This is a genomic window from Shewanella sp. TC10 (assembly GCF_009663145.1).
Lineage (GTDB): Bacteria > Pseudomonadota > Gammaproteobacteria > Enterobacterales > Shewanellaceae > Shewanella.
In genome coordinates, this window is the sequence record NZ_VKHR01000085.1 from 1 (window position 1) to 19,491 (window position 19,491).

The following is a 19,491-nucleotide window of genomic DNA, read 5'->3' on the forward strand; positions in this document are numbered from 1 at the left end:
TATGAAGCTTGCCATGACTTACCTGAAGCAAGCTTCATAGCCTTCAATTACTTTACGTTCAATGGTGCGCTTAATCAGTCTTTCGATGTCATGCAATAACTTCACTTCTTCATCGCTCACTAATGACACAGCCAAACCCGTAGCACCTGCACGGCCAGTACGGCCAATACGATGCACGTAATCTTCAGGTACGTTAGGTAAGTCAAAGTTAACCACAAAAGGCAGTTGATCGATATCAATACCACGGGCGGCAATATCAGTGGCAACCATCACTTGGGCTTTGCCTGCTTTAAAGTCTGCAAGGGCTTTAGTACGTGCGCCTTGGCTTTTATTACCATGAATAGCTACGGCGTTAATGCCATCAGCATCAAGGTTTTTAGCTAAACGATTTGCACCATGCTTGGTACGTGAAAACACTAACACTTGGTGCCAGTCATTTTCTTTAATTAACTTGGTTAAAATGCGAGCTTTACGGCTTTTATCCACTGCATAAACGCTTTGCTCAACGGTGTTGGCGGTTGCGTTACGTGGGGTAACTGAAATCTCAACAGGGTTGTTAACTAAGCCTTTGGCTAAATCGCGAATTTCATCTGAAAAGGTCGCTGAGAACATGAGGTTCTGACGCTGTTTTGGCAGCATTGCCAATACTTTTTTGATGTCGCGAATAAAGCCCATGTCTAACATGCGGTCGGCTTCATCTAAAATCAGCACTTCAAGTTGACTAAAGCTTAAGGCTTTTTGCTGGCATAAATCTAATAAGCGGCCTGGAGTCGCTACTAGAATATCAACGCCATTTCTTAGGGTTGTGATTTGTGGGTTAATTGATACGCCACCAAACACAACTGCAGATTTCAGCGGTAAGTTAGTGCCATAAGTCGACACGCTTTCAGCGACTTGGGCAGCAAGTTCTCGGGTAGGTGTCAGTACTAATGCGCGGACTTGGCCACGCTTGGCGCGCTGACCTTTTGAGAGTAATTCTAATAATGGCAGAGTAAAGCCAGCAGTTTTGCCTGTACCCGTTTGGGCTGCGGCCATTACGTCTTTGCCTTCTAGGACGGCAGGAATAGCTTGTTCTTGGATTGCTGAAGGGGTGTCATACCCTTGTTTTTCAACAGCTTTTAAAATTGCTGCGCTTAAGCCTAGTGAGGCAAAACTCATAGAATGATCTCTTTGGGCAACGCTTAGGTTGCTATGACTGAATAAGGTGCCATGAATGGCGGCCGTGAAGCTTACCTGAAACACTGCTAGAGCGCCATCTAATCGCTTAAATATTCTTCTTTATGGCGACTTTGCCGCTTATTATTCGGTTGGTGAAAACTGGATGTTTGAACCTTGATGACCGAATAGCTTGGTCAATTTAGATGAATAATGCCAGTTGATGAATTAGTTTTAATCTTAAGTGCCAAAGTGGTTTATTTTACATACAATGAAATACAAGCACTTAGCGTTTTTCATTGGACTAACACATGCAAAGGGAGGGGCAGGTTATGGGCGTGAAATCAGCAGCGCAATTACATATTGAACATTCCCTTGCGTGTTTGCGTGAACATTCGAGTTCAGTGATTAAAAACGTGCTGTTAATGTCTAATATTCCCACTTTCGATGTGCAGCAAGCCATGCAAGCATTGCATCAGCATGGTCGTGTTGCTCTGCATTTTCATCCTGATCGTATTGATAGCCGAGGCTTATCGGTGGCAACTGGCTTACTCAAAGATGGCGTGTATAAAAGTCAGTTTGAAACTCATATCTCCAACGGTCAATTATCTCCTGAATTAGGCGGGCCAAGAGATCATTGGGAGAACCAGCTTTTTGGTAATAGCTATTCAGGTGTCAAACTGCGGCCCAAATATGGCGCGCTAGATATAGGTTTGTGTCCAATGGGGCCAGCACCAAGGTTTGGTAGTTGTTACTTCCTCACCCACACTCAAGTGCTTTCACGTTGTACATTTAGCTATATGGACTCATATCGGCTACCGAAAGAAAAGGGCACATTAAGTTGCTTTGAAGTGATTTTGGCAGCGTTACTGAGCGAATGTTTTGAGCGCCAATATGCTTTAGGGGCTAAGGATATTAAGCCTGCAGGGATTGTTAACCATTTAAAGCAACAATTACCTAAAGGTGTCGCTGAACGATTTGAGCGTCAATCGCTGTCCAACCTTGATCATTATATTGAAGCACAGATCCATGGAGAGGTTTCGTTAGATGATGATATTGAATATTTAATCGCTGATCCAAGCTTTAAAGATACTGATACCGGTGAAGTGATGAAATCGCTTTGCAGTGAATATGACATTGAGCTGTTATGGCATCAAGGCTATCAACTTAATGTCGAAAATGTGCCTGCAGATTTTCGCGGCCCAAGTATGCCTGGGTTGGCAAATGTAATCGCAAGAGACAATATCATTAATGCTGAGATTATTGGCAGAGCGGCGCAAGTACTGGCAGAGTCACCCGTGTCGTGGAGTCAGCGCGGCAAACAAGCGCAACAAATTCAGCAACTCAAGTTGATGTGGCATGTATTAGTGAAGTTCGGCGCTTAGACTTAAAATGTAATGGTCGTGCTGAAACCATTGTTTACAACAAACTGCTAATCGATTCTTGGTTTAACCAATTCGATAGATGGTTTAACCAAACCGATAGGTGGCTCCACCTTGGCGTTTAGATTTATACATCGCAAGATCAGCGGCCTTGATTAAGGTATCAAAGTCATCACCGGACTCAGGAAAAGTCGCAATACCAATACTGCAGTTAAGCAGTACATTTTGCTCAGCCACGGTAAAGGGTTTATCCAGTGCGCCAATCAAAATATCAGCCATATGCGATATGTCATTATTATCAGTGATGTCTTCAAGTAATAATACAAACTCATCACCACCCATTCTGGCCAAGGTATCAGAGTCTCTTATTGCTTTTCTCAGTCGAGCAACGGCTTCAATCAGAACAGCATCACCATGACAATGGCCATAGGTATCGTTGATTTTCTTAAACTCATCTAAGTCCATATAGAACAAACTGAACTTAGTGTTCATTCGTTTACAGCGCTCGATAGCCTGTTTAACTCTGTCCATCAATAAATAGCGATTCGGAATTTGAGTCAGTTGATCATAACAAGCAAGGTTTAACATTCGCTGAGCATCTTCAACGCGCTTGGTAATATCACGGTTAATGCCCAAAGCACCGATAAACTCTTGGTTATCATCAAATAGCGGAACGCACATAGACTCAACCCAACCGATAGAGCCATCTTTGTGTAAAAAGCGGATTTCTCCTGTCCATTTACCGTGTTGCTCTACTGAGGATATAACGAGATCAGTGATTGAAGCACTGTCTTCGGGGACGTGAAGCAGACTGACGGGCTGGCCGATAATGTCCTCTTTACTATAGCCGTATAGCGCTTGAGAACCACAGTTCCAGTCAATGACGATGCCTGCGGCATCGGTAACCACCACTGCATCAAATAAGTAGTTAAAAGCTTGTGCTCTAAGAGCTGAAAGATCAACGTCCATTTAATATTACCTTCTTCATCCTGTTAGAAAGGGCTGCATTAACATTAATCGAAATAGTCCTTAATCAAAATAGTCCTTTTAAGCGTATAAACTCAAAGAGCTAAGGTTTAGGTTTGTTAGTTTAAGCAAGAATCAGCCGTGATTCAGCCTTTAAATAATGAACAAAAATTTACCTTTCTTATACTGCTCTAGCAATGACTATCGCGTAGAATTATAGTTCATCATTAACACAGTGTTTATTAGCAATGTGTGAATCAGTTAACACTTCTCTATAAGCGGCTGTTATCTAACCCGTTAGCTTGCGATACTGCGGCCATTTTCCTCATTTAGCGCGATCATTTTCAGGAATGTAATGGATAAAACCTTAGAAAAATCTCTCAGCCAATGGCTTAAGCAACAAAAGTCTTCCTGCGGCATATTCTTGAAACTCACCATTTTCACAGGTGCACTTAACGGTGTTGCGATTGTGATTCAAGCTTACTTATTGGCGCATATATTACATGGTGTGATCATGCTTGAATCACCCATGGCCAGTTTTACTTATCAATTTATTGCGCTTATTGCATTGATAGTGGTGCGGGCTGGATTAGCCTATGCTCGCGAGCGGTTAAGCTTTGAGGCGGGCAAACGACTTAGAAGTGATATTCGTGAAGCTGTTTTGAACAAACTTACTGATTTAGGCCCTGCGTTTATTAAAGGTAAACCAGCCGGAGCTTGGGCGAGCATCGTGCTTGAGCAAGTTGAAGATTTACACGACTTTTATGCCAAATATTTACCGCAAATGATGTTAGCGGGCTTTATTCCGTTGATTATCTTGGTGTCTGTATTTCCATTAAATTGGGCCGCAGGACTGATTTTATTTGCCACAGCGCCGCTTATCCCTATGTTTATGATTTTAGTGGGTATGGGCGCAGCTGATGCTAACCGCAAGAATTTCAGCGCGTTATCTCGTTTAAGTGGCCATTTTATGGATCGCTTAAAAGGCTTAAGTACATTAAAGCTGTTTCATCGCGGCGAAACTGAAGTGAATAAAATCGAGAACGCTTCAGAGGATTTCAGGCAACGTACCATGTCTGTGTTAAGGATGGCGTTTTTAAGCTCTGCGGTACTGGAGTTTTTTGCCGCATTATCCATTGCAGTTTTGGCGGTTTACTTTGGCTTTAGCTATTTAGACCATCTTAATTTTGGCCATTACGGCGCTGGAATTACCTTATTTACTGGGCTATTTATTCTTATTCTAGCCCCAGAATTCTTCCAGCCGCTACGTGATTTAGGTACCCATTACCACGCTAAAGCCCAAGCCATTGGCGCCGCAGAAGCGTTAGTTGAACTGCTTGAACATCCTAACCCACTAAAGCAAGTGGATGGCAATTTTAGTGAGCAAACAGATCAACATGCTGATGTGACACTGGATAACATTGCTATTACGGCGAGCGATCTACAAGTACTCACTTTAGAAGGTCAGCCTTTACTTGGGCCGATTTCTTTTGAAGTGAAAGCAGGGCAAAAGGTGGCTATTGTTGGCCCAAGCGGCGCGGGTAAAACCAGTTTGCTTAATGCATTACTTGGGTTCCTGCCCTATAAAGGTTCACTGAAAGTGAATGGCGTCGAGCTAAGTGTATTGGAGCAAAGCAAGTGGCGCGCACACCTTGCTTGGCTAGGACAAGACCCACAGTTATTCCATGGCAGCATTCGTGAAAATGTGTGCTTAGCCAACCCAGATTTAACCGATGCTCAAGTGATGGCTTTACTTGAAAAAGCCAGTATTGCTGAGTTTGTTACTCAACATCCTCAAGGGTTAGATGCTGTGATCAGCGATCAAGCTGCAGGGGTTTCTGTTGGCCAAGCTCAACGTATTGCCCTTGCAAGAGCGTTAGCACAACCAGCGAGTTTATTCTTACTTGATGAACCCACAGCCAGCCTTGATAGCCACAGTGAAAAACTGGTATCAGACTCCCTTAAACAAGCGATGCAGCAACAGACTTGTGTGATGGTGACTCATCGACTTGATCAGTTACAAAGCATGGATAACATTTTAGTGGTTGATCATGGTCAAATTGTGCAGCAAGGTGATTTTGGTTTGCTGAGCACTCAAGCGGGTTTGTTTAAAAACATGCAGCAACAAGATGATGACGGTTTGTCGCTGTATATTGATGAACAAGAGCCAACAAAGACTGATGAGCAAACTCAAAGGGAGGATGTGTAATGAAACTATTACTGCCTTTCATTAAGTTATTTAAACGTCAGTGGTTAATGATGTCGGTTGGCTTATTGCTCACTTGCACAACGATTATTGCTGGCATTGGTTTATTGTCGTTGTCAGGTTGGTTTTTATCAGCCACGGCTATTGCAGGGTTAACAGCAGCAACTGCGCTTGCATTTAACTTTTTCACTCCTGCTGGAGGGGTGCGCTTTTTATCAATCGCCCGAACCGCCAGTCGTTATGGTGAGCGATTAGCAACCCACGAAGCCACGTTTAAACTGCTAACAGAACTTCGCGTTTGGTCGTGGAAAAAGCTACTGCCGCTCAGTGCCAGTAACCTGCAAGGGTTAAGGCAAGGGGACATGCTTAATCGGTTAGTCGCCGATATTGATACCCTTGACCACCTCTATTTGCGTCTACTGGTCCCCATGACTGCATCTTTGCTGACCGTGGTTGCACTGTACGCATTCCTATCTTGGTTTGATGCTTATTTAGCCCTTAGTTTGTGCGCATTATTGATAACCGCTTGGGCAGTGCTTCCTTTGGTATTTTACCGATTAGGCCGAGAACCAGGCGAAGCCGTTGTTGATAGTAAACGCAGTTTCAGAGTATTGATTTTAGATGTGATTCAAGGGCAAGCAGAGCTAACTTTATTCTCTGCAAATGATCGCTACCGTCAAAAGTTACGTGATGCTGAATTGTCGTTATTTACCAGTCAAACTGCAATGGCGCATATTACTGCTTTAAGCCAAGCGCTATTGATTATGGTCAATGGCGCAGCGGTCGTCATGATGATGTATCTGGCAGGCCAAGGCGTTGGTGACAGCGTGCCTCCGGGCCCGCTAATGGCAATGATGGTATTTGCCACTATGGCCACCATTGAAATGATGATGCCAATCTCTGGTGCATTCCAGCATTTATCAGGTTGTGTGTTAGCAGCAAAACGTATTTCAGAAGTGACCGAGCAAACGCCAGATATTGCTTTTGGCACTGAAACGCATATAGCCAATGCTGACATCGACATTAGCCTCAGCGATATTCACTTTGGCTATCAAGCTGACGCTCAGGTGTTATCGGGGCTGAACTTGCGCCTTCCTCAGGGCAGTAAAGTGGCATTGTTAGGTGCTACAGGCTGCGGTAAGTCGAGCTTACTCAGTTTAATCACCCGCGAATGGCAACCTCAGCAAGGTCAAATCAGCTTAGGTGGTCGTGATATTAGTGAGTTTGATGAAGCGACATTACGTAGCTCAATGACGGTTGTTAGCCAACGTATTCATTTATTTGCAGGTACAGTACGAGACAACTTAGCTATTGCTTTACCATACGTTGAAGGGCAAAAAAGACGCGCCAATGACGAGCAATTAACCGCAGTGTTAAAGCAAGTCGGCTTAGAGGCGTTACTTAGTTCAAAAACCACCACAGATCGCGGCGAAGAAATTGGCCTAGACAGCTGGATAGGTGAAGGCGGACGTCAATTATCAGGTGGCGAGCAGCGCCGAATTGGTGTTGCCAGAGCTTTATTACGTGACGCGCCAATCTTGTTATTAGATGAGCCAACGGAAGGATTAGATAAGCGAACAGAACGTGAAATCTTACGTTTATTATTTACCTTAGCAAAAGGTAAAACCATGTTGATGATAAGCCATCGATTAACCGCCATGGCTGAAATGGATTGTATTCATATGATTCAAAACGGACAAATCACTGACAGTGGTAACCATCAACAGCTAATGGCTGAAAGTGTTGATTACCAAAGCTTATACAAGCATTTAGGCAAAGAAGCTTAATCGAACGGTTATTGCTAGAAAAGGCTGTTATCGTGTGAAAGGGTTGGAAAACACTTTTGAAACGATAATGGCAATAAAAACGCTAATCGACTTGGGTAATAACCAAGCGGTTAGCGTTTTTTTTGCTTTAAATTGGGCAGGGTATTTGTAGGCTATAAAGATTGAAACTCATTTTTGGACAGAAGTGAATGACTGTAATGGTTGATTAAATGTACTGTGTTTGATGGATAGCGCAGTTCATTACAGTTTTAAATTTTGCTGGTTCTTTTTCTTCTAGCTTTCGGGCATTAATCCCCCACATCATTGAATGATTATCATATTGGGATGACAAGCGTGACACTGATAAAGCATTTCTTACATTACATTTAGCGCCCAGGACTATTACATTAATTGAGTGATTAACGAATAGATTTTCTAAATCTCTCGTATAGTAAGGTACTATCGTATCTTGGCTAATACGATATTTAAGTTGTTCAGACGGCACTAAAGCAATAGCTCGAGTCTCCTGTTCACTTTTAAAGTCAGAGTGTTTCCAAGCAAACAGTTGTTTTATTAGTTTAAAGAGGTCATGTTTGGATACTGGAGGTAAAGAATCAAGCGTATAAATATCATCGCATTTAAGTTTTTCAAGCTCTTCAAACAACTCTTTAAATTCTTCAATAACTTTTTCAACGTAGCCATCTAACGAAGAATAGTCACACCTAAATGTGTCACTTAGTACCAAATTTCCATTGAAGTTTGGTTGTGTACTTCCATTAAGTTGGCAGTCAGTGCTATTAATTCGGAGGATTGAAGGACGAAACCCGATACAACTACCTTTGCAGTCGTCACCATAGAAACGCCATTGAGTTAGAGAATCACATACATTTGAAAATGAACACACACACAATGAATATTTGGATTCTATTTGACGGAACAACAAATCTAAGTTCATCCTAGCCTTCTCTAAATCTAACAACCTGAGCTTCTCACTCAGCGTAGAACGGGCTTTTACGAACTCACCGATATCGTTCAAGTATTCATAGTCAGTAAACCAAATTTCTTTGTTCTTTAGTACCCCAAGTAGTCCATCAACGGAAGTGTAATGGTAGATAGTATCTTCATTCAATGGTCTTCCCCTCTGTGATTAATTGCTGGGTCAGAGTTATCTTTAAAAGGGAGTTTGTTAGCACATGTTATTAAATGGCTTTCTTCCCTAAATAGCGTACTCAATGATTTTATTCGAGGTTGCCTAACTCTCCTTAAGTGGATTTACCTTAATACAAACCATGCTCTTAATTCAATGTTTTAATTAGTTTTTATTGGATAGTTAATTTTGAATCACCCCTTCAATCTAATCCATTGCCTGCCGCAGGCTTTTGTGCAGATACAACTGCGAGACGCTGCATTCTTTATTAAAATCAAAAGGTCCTTGTAAGCTCTGCCAAAACAACCATGTTTTGGTCATATTTGTTCCCGACAAATAATGACATTCCCGCCATCCTTGGCAGTAAGAAGCTCGCTGCTGCATCTACACTGGGATTATTGTCTCTTCGATTTGACTGTATTCGTGACAACTTTAAAAGCTAAATTACTCAAGTTGCGTGGGTGCTTTTGATCTTCTTTGAATGTTCAATTTGAATTGAGGCAAGTAAGAAAATCGCGTGAGTCCAGACACGGATGTCTGGCTAGCTTTCGAGGGGAAGGGACGCCCCATCGTAAGCGTTAGTGATTTTTGTAGCTTGCCGAAGCGGACTCAAAATGAAGTTTAAAGCTGGATCATTCTCCGTTGGAAATTTTGCTGTTTAAATTTCGCCGGAGCTGCGGGGTGTTCTAAGAGGGAGTCGCAGTTCACTCCCTTTTAGTCTGGTGTGGGCGAAGCGCCACGACCTTGATTTAGACGTTTGATTTAGACCTTGATTTAGATTTGAAACAAACCTTGGTACAAACCTCAATTAACCAATCGTTGCATCTGTTTGTTATCAATAATCCTAACCATTACATTATCAAGCTTTTGTCCTATATCTTCTAAGGTTCACTTTTATCACACTCCTCACCAGTCAAACAAATCTACTAAATTAGGTCAAAGTAACCAAATTAAGCTAAACACTTTTATTTACCCAGTAATCACGGCCAAATACACTGTTACATTATTAGCTATTGAACTCAGCCTTAACCTCTGCATAATGCATGGTTAAATATACTTTATCAATGAGTTACCTAAGTGTTAATGTGGATATCGCCAGTTAGATCAGACGCGCGACACCTTTGCTGTTTTTACATCGTTTTTGCACTAAGCATTTTTTTTGCACCAACCATAGCTTTCGCTGATGCAAACTTCGACGGACAGACTCAGCAAATAGATGAAAAAATTACCGTGTTTGGTAAAACATTACCCTATTACGCCACTAAACAACCAAGGGCGTACAGTTACCTTGATCAAACCCAGCTCAACCTGATTGCAGCACCGTTAACACTGAGCGAGTATCTCAACTCGCTGCCAAGTGTCTATCTGCAAGCCAGTCAAAACTTCTCTCAAGATGAGCGTATTTCAATTCGTGGCTTTGGGGCGCAATCAAGCTTTGGTATTCGTGGTATTCAGATCTTGGTCGACGATGTACCGCACACTCTACCTGACGGTCAAAGTCAGTTAGATGGTCTCGAGTTACAGAACCTAGCCAGTATCGAAGTGTTACGCGGCCCAGCGTCTGCGCTTTATGGTAACAGCGCTGGTGGTGTGATTAAGATCAATACCCAAGTCCCAGATGACGACAAACTCGCACTTAAACTCACTAAAGGCTCGTTCGATACCGAGCAAGCGTATTTATACGCCAATAAACATTATGACACCGTCAATGTTGGCGTTAGCGTCAGTCACACCCAAAAGCAGGGCTATCGTGATCACAGTGAATATGAAAAAAGTGCCATTAATGGCCATCTAGATTGGCAAGTATTACCGCAATGGTTATTGCGCGTTAACAGCCAATATATTGATAGTCCAATCGCTGAGGATGCCGGCGGTTTAACTCGCGAACAAGCTGATAGTGAGCCGACAGCAGCGCGGGATCGCAATGTCAGTTTTCAAGCCGGTGAAGAAGTAAAACAACAAAAACATACCTTGGCCAGTCGCTATCAATTTGATGATAGCAACCAGCTTAACGCGCAGTTTTATTACTTTGATAAAGATTTTAATAACCGCCTACCGTTTAGTGCAGGCGGCCAAGTTGAACTTGCTAGGCAGTTTTACGGCACCAATGTGCAATATGCAACGAGCAACTGGTTTAGCCATTATCAAACTCAAGTGCTGCTAGGTGCCAACCTACAATACCAAGATGATAAACGCCGCCGCTATGACAACCTAGATGGCGGCATTCGCGGTGACTTGGCGCTATCGCAACAAGAGTTGATTGACTCAAGTGCCCTGTACGCCCAAGTATCGGCGCAGCCCAGTACGCAATGGCTTATCGATTTAGGCTTACGCTATGAGCACAACCGCGTTGAGGTAAAAGATCAATACTTAGTAGATGGCGACCAGTCAGGTGAGCGAAATTGGGATAACAGCAGTGCCAATCTTGGCAGCAGTTATCAGCTCACAGACGATAACCTACTGTACGCAACGATTAGCCAATCGTTTCAAATCCCTACCACTACGGAGCTAGCCAATCCGAACACTGGCGATATCACAGCTAATGGTGGATTTGGTGGCGGCTTTAACCCAGATTTAGACGTGGAGAGCGCAATAAACTATGAAATCGGCTTTAGGGGCGAGTTAACGGCTGCACACCGTTATGATTTGGCGTTGTTTTATATCGACATTAGCGATGCTATCAGCCCTTACTTTAAAGACGATAGCCTGGATGAAATCACTTACTATCGCAATGCGGGCGCAGCCACCCGTCAAGGGGTTGAGGTGAGCAGTCAGCATCAATTCGGCAGTCATTTTTCATGGGAAAATCAGTACAGCTATTCAGACTTTAGTTACGATAGCTATAGCACCCCACAAGGTGACTACAGTGGTAAAACTCAGCCAGGTACCCCACGCCACAAAGGTGCCAGCCAGTTGCTGTATCAAAATGATAACGACCTTTCAATCAATCTGGAACTACTCTATGTTGGAGACAGATACACCAACAATAGTAATACCGAGACGGCTGATAGCTATTGGCTGACCAATGCGGGAGTCAGTCAAGCGCTTGTCTTTGAACCGCTGTCATTGTCGCTATCACTAACGGTCAATAACCTATTTAATCAATACTATGACGACAATATAAGAATTAATGCCTTTGGTGGGCGCTACTATGAGCCCGGCCCAGAAAGGCTATTTATGTTTACCCTTGCAGCCACACTATAACGATAATTGAGGACACACAATCATGTTTAAAGTACTTATTAGTGCTTGTGCCTATTTGGCCTTAAGCCTGCCGGTACTCGCCGCCCCCTATGAACTTGAACCAATTAACGAGCAGATCACCATTCCGTGGGGTATCACTCAATTACCAGACAATGCCTTATTGGTCACGGACCGCCAAGGTCAGCTTTATCACATCGATGCAAGCGGAAAGTCGACCTCGGTAAGCGGTTTACCTAATATTGTCGCCGAGCGTCAAGGTGGCTTGCTTGATGTGGTATTGCACCCACAATATGATAAAACGCCGTGGATCTATATCAGCTACAGTGCCGGTACTGAAGATGCTTCTAATACCGCTATATTGCGCGCTAAGCTGGATAAGCAAGGCGATCACATGGCATTGAGCCACACGCAAATCCTCTACATGGCAGATGCCTATGCCAGTAAATCAGTCCATTTTGGTAGCCGCATTGCGTTTGATACACATGGGCTGCTGTATTTTTCTATTGGCGATCGCGGTATGCGCGATGTTAATCCACAAGATATCAGCCGCGATTCAGGTAAAATTTACCGCCTTAATGATGATGGCAGCGTGCCGAAAGACAACCCTTTTGTTGATAAAGAAGGCGCAAAATCCGCCATCTATAGCTACGGCCACCGTAACCCACAAGGTATGGCGTTAAACCCACATACATCGGAATTATGGGCCCACGAACACGGCCCTAAAGGTGGTGACGAGCTCAATATTATTGAAAAAGGAGCCAACTATGGTTGGCCAGTGATCAGCTATGGTGTGAATTACAGTGGCACCAGCTTCACCGATTTGACCGAAAAAGCAGGCATGCAGCAGCCGATCACCTACTGGGTGCCGTCTATTGCACCTTCAGCTATGGTGTTTGTCACAAGTGAGCGTTACCCAGAACTGGCTAAACAGCTATTAATTGGTTCATTAAAGTTTGCCAAACTCATTAGTGTTAGCCTTGATGGTGATAAAGTCACCGGTCAACAAGACCTATTGGAAAACCTTGGTCGAGTGCGCAGCTTACATCAGGGCCAAGATGGCTATTTGTATATCGGCATTGATGGTCGCGGGGTGTTTAAAATCAACCCGCTTAAAGACAGTGACAAAAGTGAGTAACCATCAACAGCTAATGGCTGAAAGTGTTGATTACCAAAGCTTATATAAGCATTTAGGTAAAGAAGCTTAATCGAACGGCTATAGCTAGAAAAGGCGGTTATTGTTTGAAAGGGATAAGAAAACACTTTTGAAACGATAATGGCAACAAAAAACGCTAATCGACTCGGGATTAAACCAAGCGATTAGCGTTTTTGTTTAAGCTTTAAATTGGGCAGACTATAAAGATTGAAACTCACTATTAAACAGAAATGATTTAGGAGATTTAGAGAGTTTAAGGGTGAGAGTAACCATAGTCTTTTGTTAGGTTTCGCTTAGACTGAACTAACTGCAATAAGCAACTACTTTAGTGCTTCTGAATGTGTAGTACCATAATGCAGCAACAAGAGTAGATGAAATGACTAAGCCAACAACGCTACCATAACCAAATAACAGAAATATTGCTGACCAATAACACAAATTCCCCCAACGAGACCAAAGCAATCCTTTGGCTGTAGCAAAACTCAAATACGCCATAGAGCCTATAAATACTAAAGACAGTGGACCCGCACCTGACAACCAAAACTCACTATAACTTAATACCTCACCATTAATTTTATACGTTGCACTCGGCCACGGCCAAAAGCCAAACAATAGCAGAGGAACAAACGTGATTGCATTTACGCCATACATAAACATAAAAAGCCACGGCATTCTTTTTCCTGATTTGAAAAAAAGAAAAAGCGTATTAAAGAAAAACTCCATATCTACAGCGATCCTTAAAGAAACCTAAAAGCTTACTAAACGGCTCGCCTGATAAAGTAGGCGGCTTAAGTTATTGATTAATATCATCCTACATTTTTATATGATTGATATAAATACTAATTTAATTTTTACGTCTTATATTTAAACGGGCTTTCCCGATAAAGGCGGCTACAAAGTAATGCTTATTTTTTAAATTGATAATTATCAGAGTATTAGAGTTCGCTACCTTGTTTTTGTCATACAACTTTAGTTTGTATACCTAAGGTTCTTGTTCATTTCTAGCAATGCTTAGTAGCTATCAAAGTCGTGGCGCTTCGCCCACACCCGACGAAAGGGAAACAACAGCATTTCCCTTCTCGACATCCCTTGCCGCTCCGACGAAGTGTTGCTCCTCATGCTATAGAGCGAATTGGCTACCGCCTCAGATTCGCCATCCCTGGCTCAACTGAGGCTATGTCGGCGTCCTGCCTCCATCACGCAAATTAGCTCAACGCATTCGGACACTTCCAACGGAGACTATTGAGTCTGCAAGTTCATTTGTTGTTACAGAGTTCACTCTGTAAAGGTTTACAACTGCTTTTGATCTTCTTTGAATGTTCAATTTGAATTGAGGAAAGTAAGAAAATTACGTGAGTCCAGACATGGATAATGGAATGGACCCATCCACTTTTAATCGGCCTCGCAATGGGCCACGATGTAGTTGCTAAAACTCATCAGAAAGAGGACTGGTCCACTATGAACATTACTACAATTGGTCTTGATATCGCAAAGTCTGTTTTTCATTTTGTTGGCGTTAATAAAGCCGGAAAGCTTGTCAAAAAGAAGATAATTAAGCGAAAAGAGTTAGTACTTTTTCTTGCTCAAATAGAACCTTGTCTTGTTGTGATGGAAGCCTGTGGTGGCGCAAATTACTGGGCTAGAGAGTTTGAGAAAGTGGGTCATCAAGTCAAATTGATAGCGCCTCAGTATGTCGTGCCCTACAGACAGGGAAATAAGAATGACTATAACGATGCACTTGCGATAGCTGAAGCAGCGCAACGRCCTAACATGCGCTTTGTAGAACCAAAACCTATAGAACAACAAGATATTCAGATGTTGCATCGAATGAGAGAAAGGCTAAACAARCAATCGACAGCACTGATTAATCAGGTTAGAGGGATGCTTGCTGAGTACGGCATTATTATCACAAAAGGAAAAGCGTCTTTTAGGTCAAAGCTACCTGATATTCTAGAAAATGCTGATAACGAATTAACAGCCARAGGCCGAAATATTTTCTATCAACTGTACGAAGAGTTTAATGATATTGAGCGAAGGCTTAAAAGTTGTGACGTTCAAGTTCAACAAGAGATGAAGAACAATCAAGTATGCMAACGTTTGGAGAGTGTGCCWGGCATTGGTCCTGTCACCGCAACGGCATTTTATGCCGCTGTTGGRGAAGGTAAAGATTTTACCAACGGCAGACATTTTTCAGCATGGTGCGGTCTAGTCCCCAAGCAACATAGCAGTGGTGGAAAAAATAATTTGCTTGGTATTAGTAAGCGAGGAAATGCTTATTTGAGAACGCTATTTATCCACGGGGCAAGAGCGGTTCTTTACCATAGTGAGGCTAAAGGGGATAAATTTAGTCGYTGGGCAACCGCACTTGCAGAAAGACGTGGCTTTAACAGAGCTTGTGTTGCCGTCGCGAACAAGCTTGCACGGATAGCGTGGGTTATAGCAGCAAGAGAAGATGAATATCGTATCGCTGCTGCATAAAAGTAATCATTAACGCGCTAACAATTAGTTTTACCAACCACCAAGTTGCCAAGATAATTGAATTGATGATGAGACAGTCAGACTGTTCTACTTAAAACCTTCGCCTGGCATTGGCTCTAAAGAAGCCGTAAGGATGATAAGGAAAGTAGAAGCAAATATCCATCAGGGCCAGAGGAGTACCTCAATAACAGGCCGAATATATGGGTGCAATGAACTATTCTCAAAGTCGATATTAAATATCTTGCAAACCGGATGGGTCCATATATGCCAAGGAGTGACCATGGCCCGACGAAAGCTAGCCTGACGTCCTGTCAGGCTCACGCTATTTTCTTCAACGTCCTCAATTCAAATGGAGTCTTTTAGACTTGTATCTTTTTTATCTTCAAGTTGACGCGATTAAAGTTAAATCGAAGAAATGAAAATTCCGGTGTAAGCAAGGCTGTGACCGTCCATGACATGGACGTCATGGCCGAGCTTTCAGGGATGAACTTGCAGCGTGTCACAGTCGTGCTTGCACAAAAGGTCGCTCTTTCACATCTGCCCCATAGGGATATGGGAAATGTCATTATGATGTAGGGAACATCATTGACCATGTGATCGCGACATTCAGTTCACCCTGAACATCCCAGCGGCAGGCAATGGATTAGATAGAAGTAATGGTCTTAAGTAACTAACCCAATTTATATGAGGTATAAAATTGTTATTCTTAAAACGTTCTTGTCCAGAAATGAGTTACAGACCCATGTACGCATAAAAATCCTTTATAAATACCTCGTTACATGTCACGAGGTATTTATAAATTATGAAGGCACTACAATATTAGTAGTGCCTTTTTTAGTATTTTAACCTAATCAATGTGCTGATTTTATACAGTTAACGGCATATTTTTAGATGATTATCGTGTTGGTGTTTCCAATTTGTGTTTAATGCAGGTAATCTGAATTCTCTTCAGATTGCGCTACGCAAATTGAAGCAATAGTTGAGGTTAAAGCTGAAGTGATAACTACAACTAACAATAATGAAAATAACAATAAATACTTAACTCATTATGAGGTTTTCGATGGAACAAGTGACAGCATTTGTAAACACAATTAACGGCATCGTATGGGGCGTTCCCATGTTGGTGATGATTTTAGGAGTGGGATTATTTTTATCCATTGGATTAAAATTAATGCCAATCCTAAAATTAGGCACTGGCTTCAAGCTGTTATGGTCAGGGCGTGGTGAATCTGGCAAAGATGAAAAAGGGGAAATTAGCCCGTTTAATGCGTTAATGACTTCTCTTTCAGCAACCATTGGTACGGGTAATATTGCCGGTGTTGCAACGGCCATTTTCTTAGGCGGCCCTGGTGCACTATTTTGGATGTGGTGCACAGCTTTAGTGGGTATGGCAACCAAGTTTGCAGAAGCTGTGCTAGCGGTTAAATTCCGTGAAAAAGACGGTAATGGTAATCATGTCGGTGGACCGATGTATTACATCAAAAATGGTCTTGGCAGTAAATGGGCTTGGTTAGGCACAGCGTTCGCTGTACTTGGTTCACTTGCTGGTTTTGGTATTGGTAATACGGTGCAAACCAACTCGGTCGCAGATGCCATGAGCAGTAACTTTGGCGTGCCAAACTGGGTAACAGGTCTTGTACTTATGGTATTGGTTGGTGCAGTACTGATGGGGGGTATTAAGCGTATTGCAGATGTTGCTGGTAAATTAGTGCCATTAATGACCTTATTCTATATCACTGCTGGTTTAGCTGTTTTAGTGGTTTATGCCGACCAAATTCCAGCTGCATTTCAATTAATTATTCACAGTGCGTTTAATCCAGTTGCTGCTCAAGGCGGGTTTGCTGGTGCTGCAGTGTGGGCAGCGATTCGATTTGGTGTAGCGCGAGGCGTATTTTCAAATGAGGCGGGTCTAGGTAGTGCGCCAATCGCTCATGCGGCTGCACAAACCAATGATCCTGTTAAGCAAGGCTTAGTCGCTATGCTAGGTACGTTTATCGACACCATCATTGTGTGTTCAATTACAGGTCTGGCAATTATTGTTTCAGGCGCGTGGACATCAGGTGAAACAGGTGCTGCATTGACCTCTTTTGCATTCTCGCACGCATTGCCAATGGGTAACTACATTGTTGCTATCGCACTAGCGGTATTTGCTTTTACCACCATCTTAGGCTGGAGCTTTTACAGTGAAAAGTGCATGCAGTACTTGTTTGGTGATAAAGTGGTAAAACCATTTAGATTAGTGTGGACACTAGTTGTACCTATTGGCGCAGTTAGCTCACTTGAATTTATTTGGTTACTGGCTGATACCTTAAATGCAATGATGGCTATTCCAAACTTGATTGCGCTCGCATTGTTGAGCCCTGTGGTATTTGCACTAACCCGTGAGTACTTTGCTAAGCAGAAAGCCCAAGCTTTAGAAAGCTAATTAGCGACTGGAATTAATCAACACGGCATACACAGGGAGTGTATGCCTTTTCTTATAAGGGAAATATTCAAATGAACCTTTTCAACAGAATACTGCTATTAAGTCTATTTACTTTAGTTTCATTGGTTATTGCAGGCTGCAATGGTTTATCTTTTAGAACCAATGCTGATGAATATGTTACTTATCAAGCAACAGCGACAACGGTTGATATCTATCAGCCTAGTGAGTTGTATAACCATGACAATGAACCTCTAGGAGAGGTGACGACTGCATACTGCGGGGATATTCGTAAAGATATCGCAACTCCGGCTCCCAGTATTAACTCCCTACAAAAAGAGCTGAAGGTGCAAACTAGAGAAAGAGGCGGAAATGCGCTTATCATTACTGACTGTGGTGAAATGATCTATCCAGCTTGTTCTGTATATTTAGAGTGCAGTGGACTTGCATACTTTTTAAAGTCTTAAGGTTAGAACTGAAGCCTGGAAAGAGTTAATCAGACGATGCTGCAATAGTTTACTCAAGCTAGAATAATTCATCATCAAGATTTCTTCGTAATTCTGCTTGTTCTAGATAATCATCTAAGCGACGCTTAACTTGCTTTTTTCGCTCAATAATTTCTGCTGAGCGTTTATTTTTAGGCGTGACTATTGCTTCAATTTCAGTGTCATTAGGAATGTTTTCAGTAATATTGGCCATCATTCTACCCTCTATATCATTCTTTGCTAACCATAGGTTGTTAGCCTTAAAACAAGTGTAAAACTTAAAGGTAAATCTGCCCTGAGTATCACAGGTTACTTGGTGCCAGCAACGTCAATGTCGAGTAAAAATAGTAAAGTATGTACTGATAGGTTGTGCGCATCAACACTAATTCAGCCATATAATTTGAATGTAGCAGTTATTTAAATAATTGCTTAATTGTAGAATTGAAAATTTTATTTTTGCCAGCAAAAAACGCCACTTTAATAAGTGGCGTTTTAAATGCTTAACATGCTTTAACTCGATTTTTATGATGAAAACTCAATCATAAAAGAGTTTGTAAAGTCTTATAAACCAAAGCTATATGAATAACCTAAAACGATTTTAGCATCATCTTCATCTAAATCAGTATCAGATGCAGTGAATGAAACGGTACCGTAATCAGTATCTGCACTCAGTGAAACATTATATTCAGAGTAGCTGTCAGTATCGAACCAGCTCATGATGACATCACCATCAGAGTAGCCGTAATGCAGACCTAGTGATAACTTTTCAGTCAATGGGAACGTTAAGTTCGCTTGTGCATACATCATGTCCGCAGAGTCTAATGGCTCAGCAGCAATATCATCACCGCCATTGACTGTATGAGAGTATGAAACGTCTAACCACTTCCATGCTAAACCTACTGTCACTTCACCAAAATCAACGCTTCCTGGAGAGTCTGGGTAAGCATAGTAAAGGTAGTTGATGTCGTAGCTAAGGTCTTCAGTGATGTTGCCACCGTAACCAGCATAGATATCAAGCTCATAAGTTGTGCCGTCACCAAAATCGACATTTGAAGCCCAACCACCCACATAGAAACCAGAGTCAGCAGCATAATCAATGCCACCTTGAACGGCGCAGCCGTTCAAGG

General features: G+C 42.4%; 13 protein-coding genes and 1 pseudogene. 8 read left to right on the forward strand and 6 right to left on the reverse strand.

Annotated elements, in window-relative coordinates; genetic code table 11:
- Nucleotides 1-36: 36 nt before the first annotated feature.
- A pseudogene (locus FNZ24_RS20265) lies at nucleotides 37-1,158 on the reverse strand (DEAD/DEAH box helicase); the annotation flags it as partial.
- A 329-nt stretch (nucleotides 1,159-1,487) separates the two neighbouring features.
- Here FNZ24_RS20265 and FNZ24_RS20270 point away from each other — a divergent pair.
- Complete coding sequence (locus FNZ24_RS20270) at nucleotides 1,488-2,540, forward strand: DUF3626 domain-containing protein (RefSeq protein ID WP_153916611.1); 1,053 nt, start codon at nucleotides 1,488-1,490, stop codon at nucleotides 2,538-2,540.
- Nucleotides 2,541-2,624: 84 nt separating this feature from the next.
- Here FNZ24_RS20270 and FNZ24_RS20275 read toward each other — a convergent pair whose 3' ends face one another.
- Entirely contained in the window at nucleotides 2,625-3,506 is an 882-nt protein-coding gene (locus FNZ24_RS20275; protein WP_153916612.1) for a sensor domain-containing diguanylate cyclase, read from the reverse strand.
- Nucleotides 3,507-3,858: 352 nt separating this feature from the next.
- Between FNZ24_RS20275 and cydD the strand changes: the two genes are divergently transcribed.
- Together cydD and cydC are read left to right on the forward strand one after the other, a co-directional pair.
- Complete coding sequence (gene cydD / locus FNZ24_RS20280; RefSeq protein WP_153916613.1) at nucleotides 3,859-5,712, forward strand: heme ABC transporter permease/ATP-binding protein CydD; 1,854 nt, start codon at nucleotides 3,859-3,861, stop codon at nucleotides 5,710-5,712.
- Entirely contained in the window at nucleotides 5,712-7,496 is a 1,785-nt protein-coding gene (cydC, locus tag FNZ24_RS20285) for a heme ABC transporter ATP-binding protein/permease CydC (RefSeq protein ID WP_153916614.1), read from the forward strand. Before cydD ends, cydC begins: the two co-directional genes overlap by 1 nt.
- Before the next feature lie 205 nt (nucleotides 7,497-7,701).
- Here cydC and FNZ24_RS20290 read toward each other — a convergent pair whose 3' ends face one another.
- Nucleotides 7,702-8,604 (reverse strand): DUF2971 domain-containing protein, encoded by a 903-nt coding sequence (locus tag FNZ24_RS20290; RefSeq protein WP_153916615.1) that lies wholly within the window; start codon nucleotides 8,602-8,604, stop codon nucleotides 7,702-7,704.
- A 1,101-nt stretch (nucleotides 8,605-9,705) separates the two neighbouring features.
- Between FNZ24_RS20290 and FNZ24_RS20295 the strand changes: the two genes are divergently transcribed.
- Both FNZ24_RS20295 and FNZ24_RS20300 read left to right on the forward strand, forming a co-directional pair.
- A complete protein-coding gene (locus FNZ24_RS20295) occupies nucleotides 9,706-11,826 on the forward strand; it encodes a TonB-dependent receptor family protein (protein ID WP_228768567.1) in 2,121 nt (706 codons plus the stop codon).
- A gap of 22 nt (nucleotides 11,827-11,848) precedes the next feature.
- Complete coding sequence (locus FNZ24_RS20300; protein ID WP_153916617.1) at nucleotides 11,849-12,961, forward strand: PQQ-dependent sugar dehydrogenase; 1,113 nt, start codon at nucleotides 11,849-11,851, stop codon at nucleotides 12,959-12,961.
- Nucleotides 12,962-13,282: 321 nt separating this feature from the next.
- Here the strand turns inward: FNZ24_RS20300 and FNZ24_RS20305 are convergent, their stop codons facing one another.
- Nucleotides 13,283-13,651, reverse strand: coding sequence for a hypothetical protein (locus tag FNZ24_RS20305; protein ID WP_153916618.1), 369 nt, complete (start codon nucleotides 13,649-13,651; stop codon nucleotides 13,283-13,285).
- Between the two features lie 786 nt (nucleotides 13,652-14,437).
- Between FNZ24_RS20305 and FNZ24_RS20310 the strand changes: the two genes are divergently transcribed.
- The 3 genes from FNZ24_RS20310 (at nucleotide 14,438) to FNZ24_RS20320 (ending at nucleotide 18,346) form a co-directional block, all read left to right on the forward strand.
- The gene (locus FNZ24_RS20310; protein WP_153916623.1) at nucleotides 14,438-15,457 is read left to right on the forward strand and encodes an IS110 family transposase; all 1,020 of its coding nucleotides are present in this window, start codon (nucleotides 14,438-14,440) and stop codon (nucleotides 15,455-15,457) included.
- Between the two features lie 1,060 nt (nucleotides 15,458-16,517).
- On the forward strand, nucleotides 16,518-17,882 hold the full coding sequence (locus FNZ24_RS20315) for an alanine/glycine:cation symporter family protein (RefSeq protein WP_153916619.1): 1,365 nt from the start codon (nucleotides 16,518-16,520) through the stop codon (nucleotides 17,880-17,882).
- Between the two features lie 71 nt (nucleotides 17,883-17,953).
- The gene (locus tag FNZ24_RS20320; protein WP_153916620.1) at nucleotides 17,954-18,346 is read left to right on the forward strand and encodes a hypothetical protein; all 393 of its coding nucleotides are present in this window, start codon (nucleotides 17,954-17,956) and stop codon (nucleotides 18,344-18,346) included.
- 58 nt (nucleotides 18,347-18,404) lie between these two features.
- Here FNZ24_RS20320 and FNZ24_RS20325 read toward each other — a convergent pair whose 3' ends face one another.
- Together FNZ24_RS20325 and FNZ24_RS20330 are read right to left on the reverse strand one after the other, a co-directional pair.
- Entirely contained in the window at nucleotides 18,405-18,581 is a 177-nt protein-coding gene (locus FNZ24_RS20325; protein ID WP_153916621.1) for a hypothetical protein, read from the reverse strand.
- Between the two features lie 344 nt (nucleotides 18,582-18,925).
- On the reverse strand, nucleotides 18,926-19,491 hold a 566-nt coding region (locus FNZ24_RS20330), incomplete at its 5' end, for a TorF family putative porin (RefSeq protein ID WP_153916622.1).

Coding starts and splice junctions, on each gene's coding strand:
- FNZ24_RS20320 (WP_153916620.1), top strand. CDS start 17,954: ATGAACCTTTTCAACAGAATACTGCTATTAAGTCTATTTACTTTAGTT.
- FNZ24_RS20295 (WP_228768567.1), top strand. CDS start 9,706: ATGTGGATATCGCCAGTTAGATCAGACGCGCGACACCTTTGCTGTTTT.
- FNZ24_RS20270 (WP_153916611.1), top strand. CDS start 1,488: ATGGGCGTGAAATCAGCAGCGCAATTACATATTGAACATTCCCTTGCG.
- FNZ24_RS20315 (WP_153916619.1), top strand. CDS start 16,518: ATGGAACAAGTGACAGCATTTGTAAACACAATTAACGGCATCGTATGG.
- FNZ24_RS20325 (WP_153916621.1), bottom strand. CDS start 18,581: ATGATGGCCAATATTACTGAAAACATTCCTAATGACACTGAAATTGAA.
- FNZ24_RS20300 (WP_153916617.1), top strand. CDS start 11,849: ATGTTTAAAGTACTTATTAGTGCTTGTGCCTATTTGGCCTTAAGCCTG.
- cydC (WP_153916614.1), top strand. CDS start 5,712: ATGAAACTATTACTGCCTTTCATTAAGTTATTTAAACGTCAGTGGTTA.
- FNZ24_RS20275 (WP_153916612.1), bottom strand. CDS start 3,506: ATGGACGTTGATCTTTCAGCTCTTAGAGCACAAGCTTTTAACTACTTA.
- cydD (WP_153916613.1), top strand. CDS start 3,859: ATGGATAAAACCTTAGAAAAATCTCTCAGCCAATGGCTTAAGCAACAA.
- FNZ24_RS20305 (WP_153916618.1), bottom strand. CDS start 13,651: ATGCCGTGGCTTTTTATGTTTATGTATGGCGTAAATGCAATCACGTTT.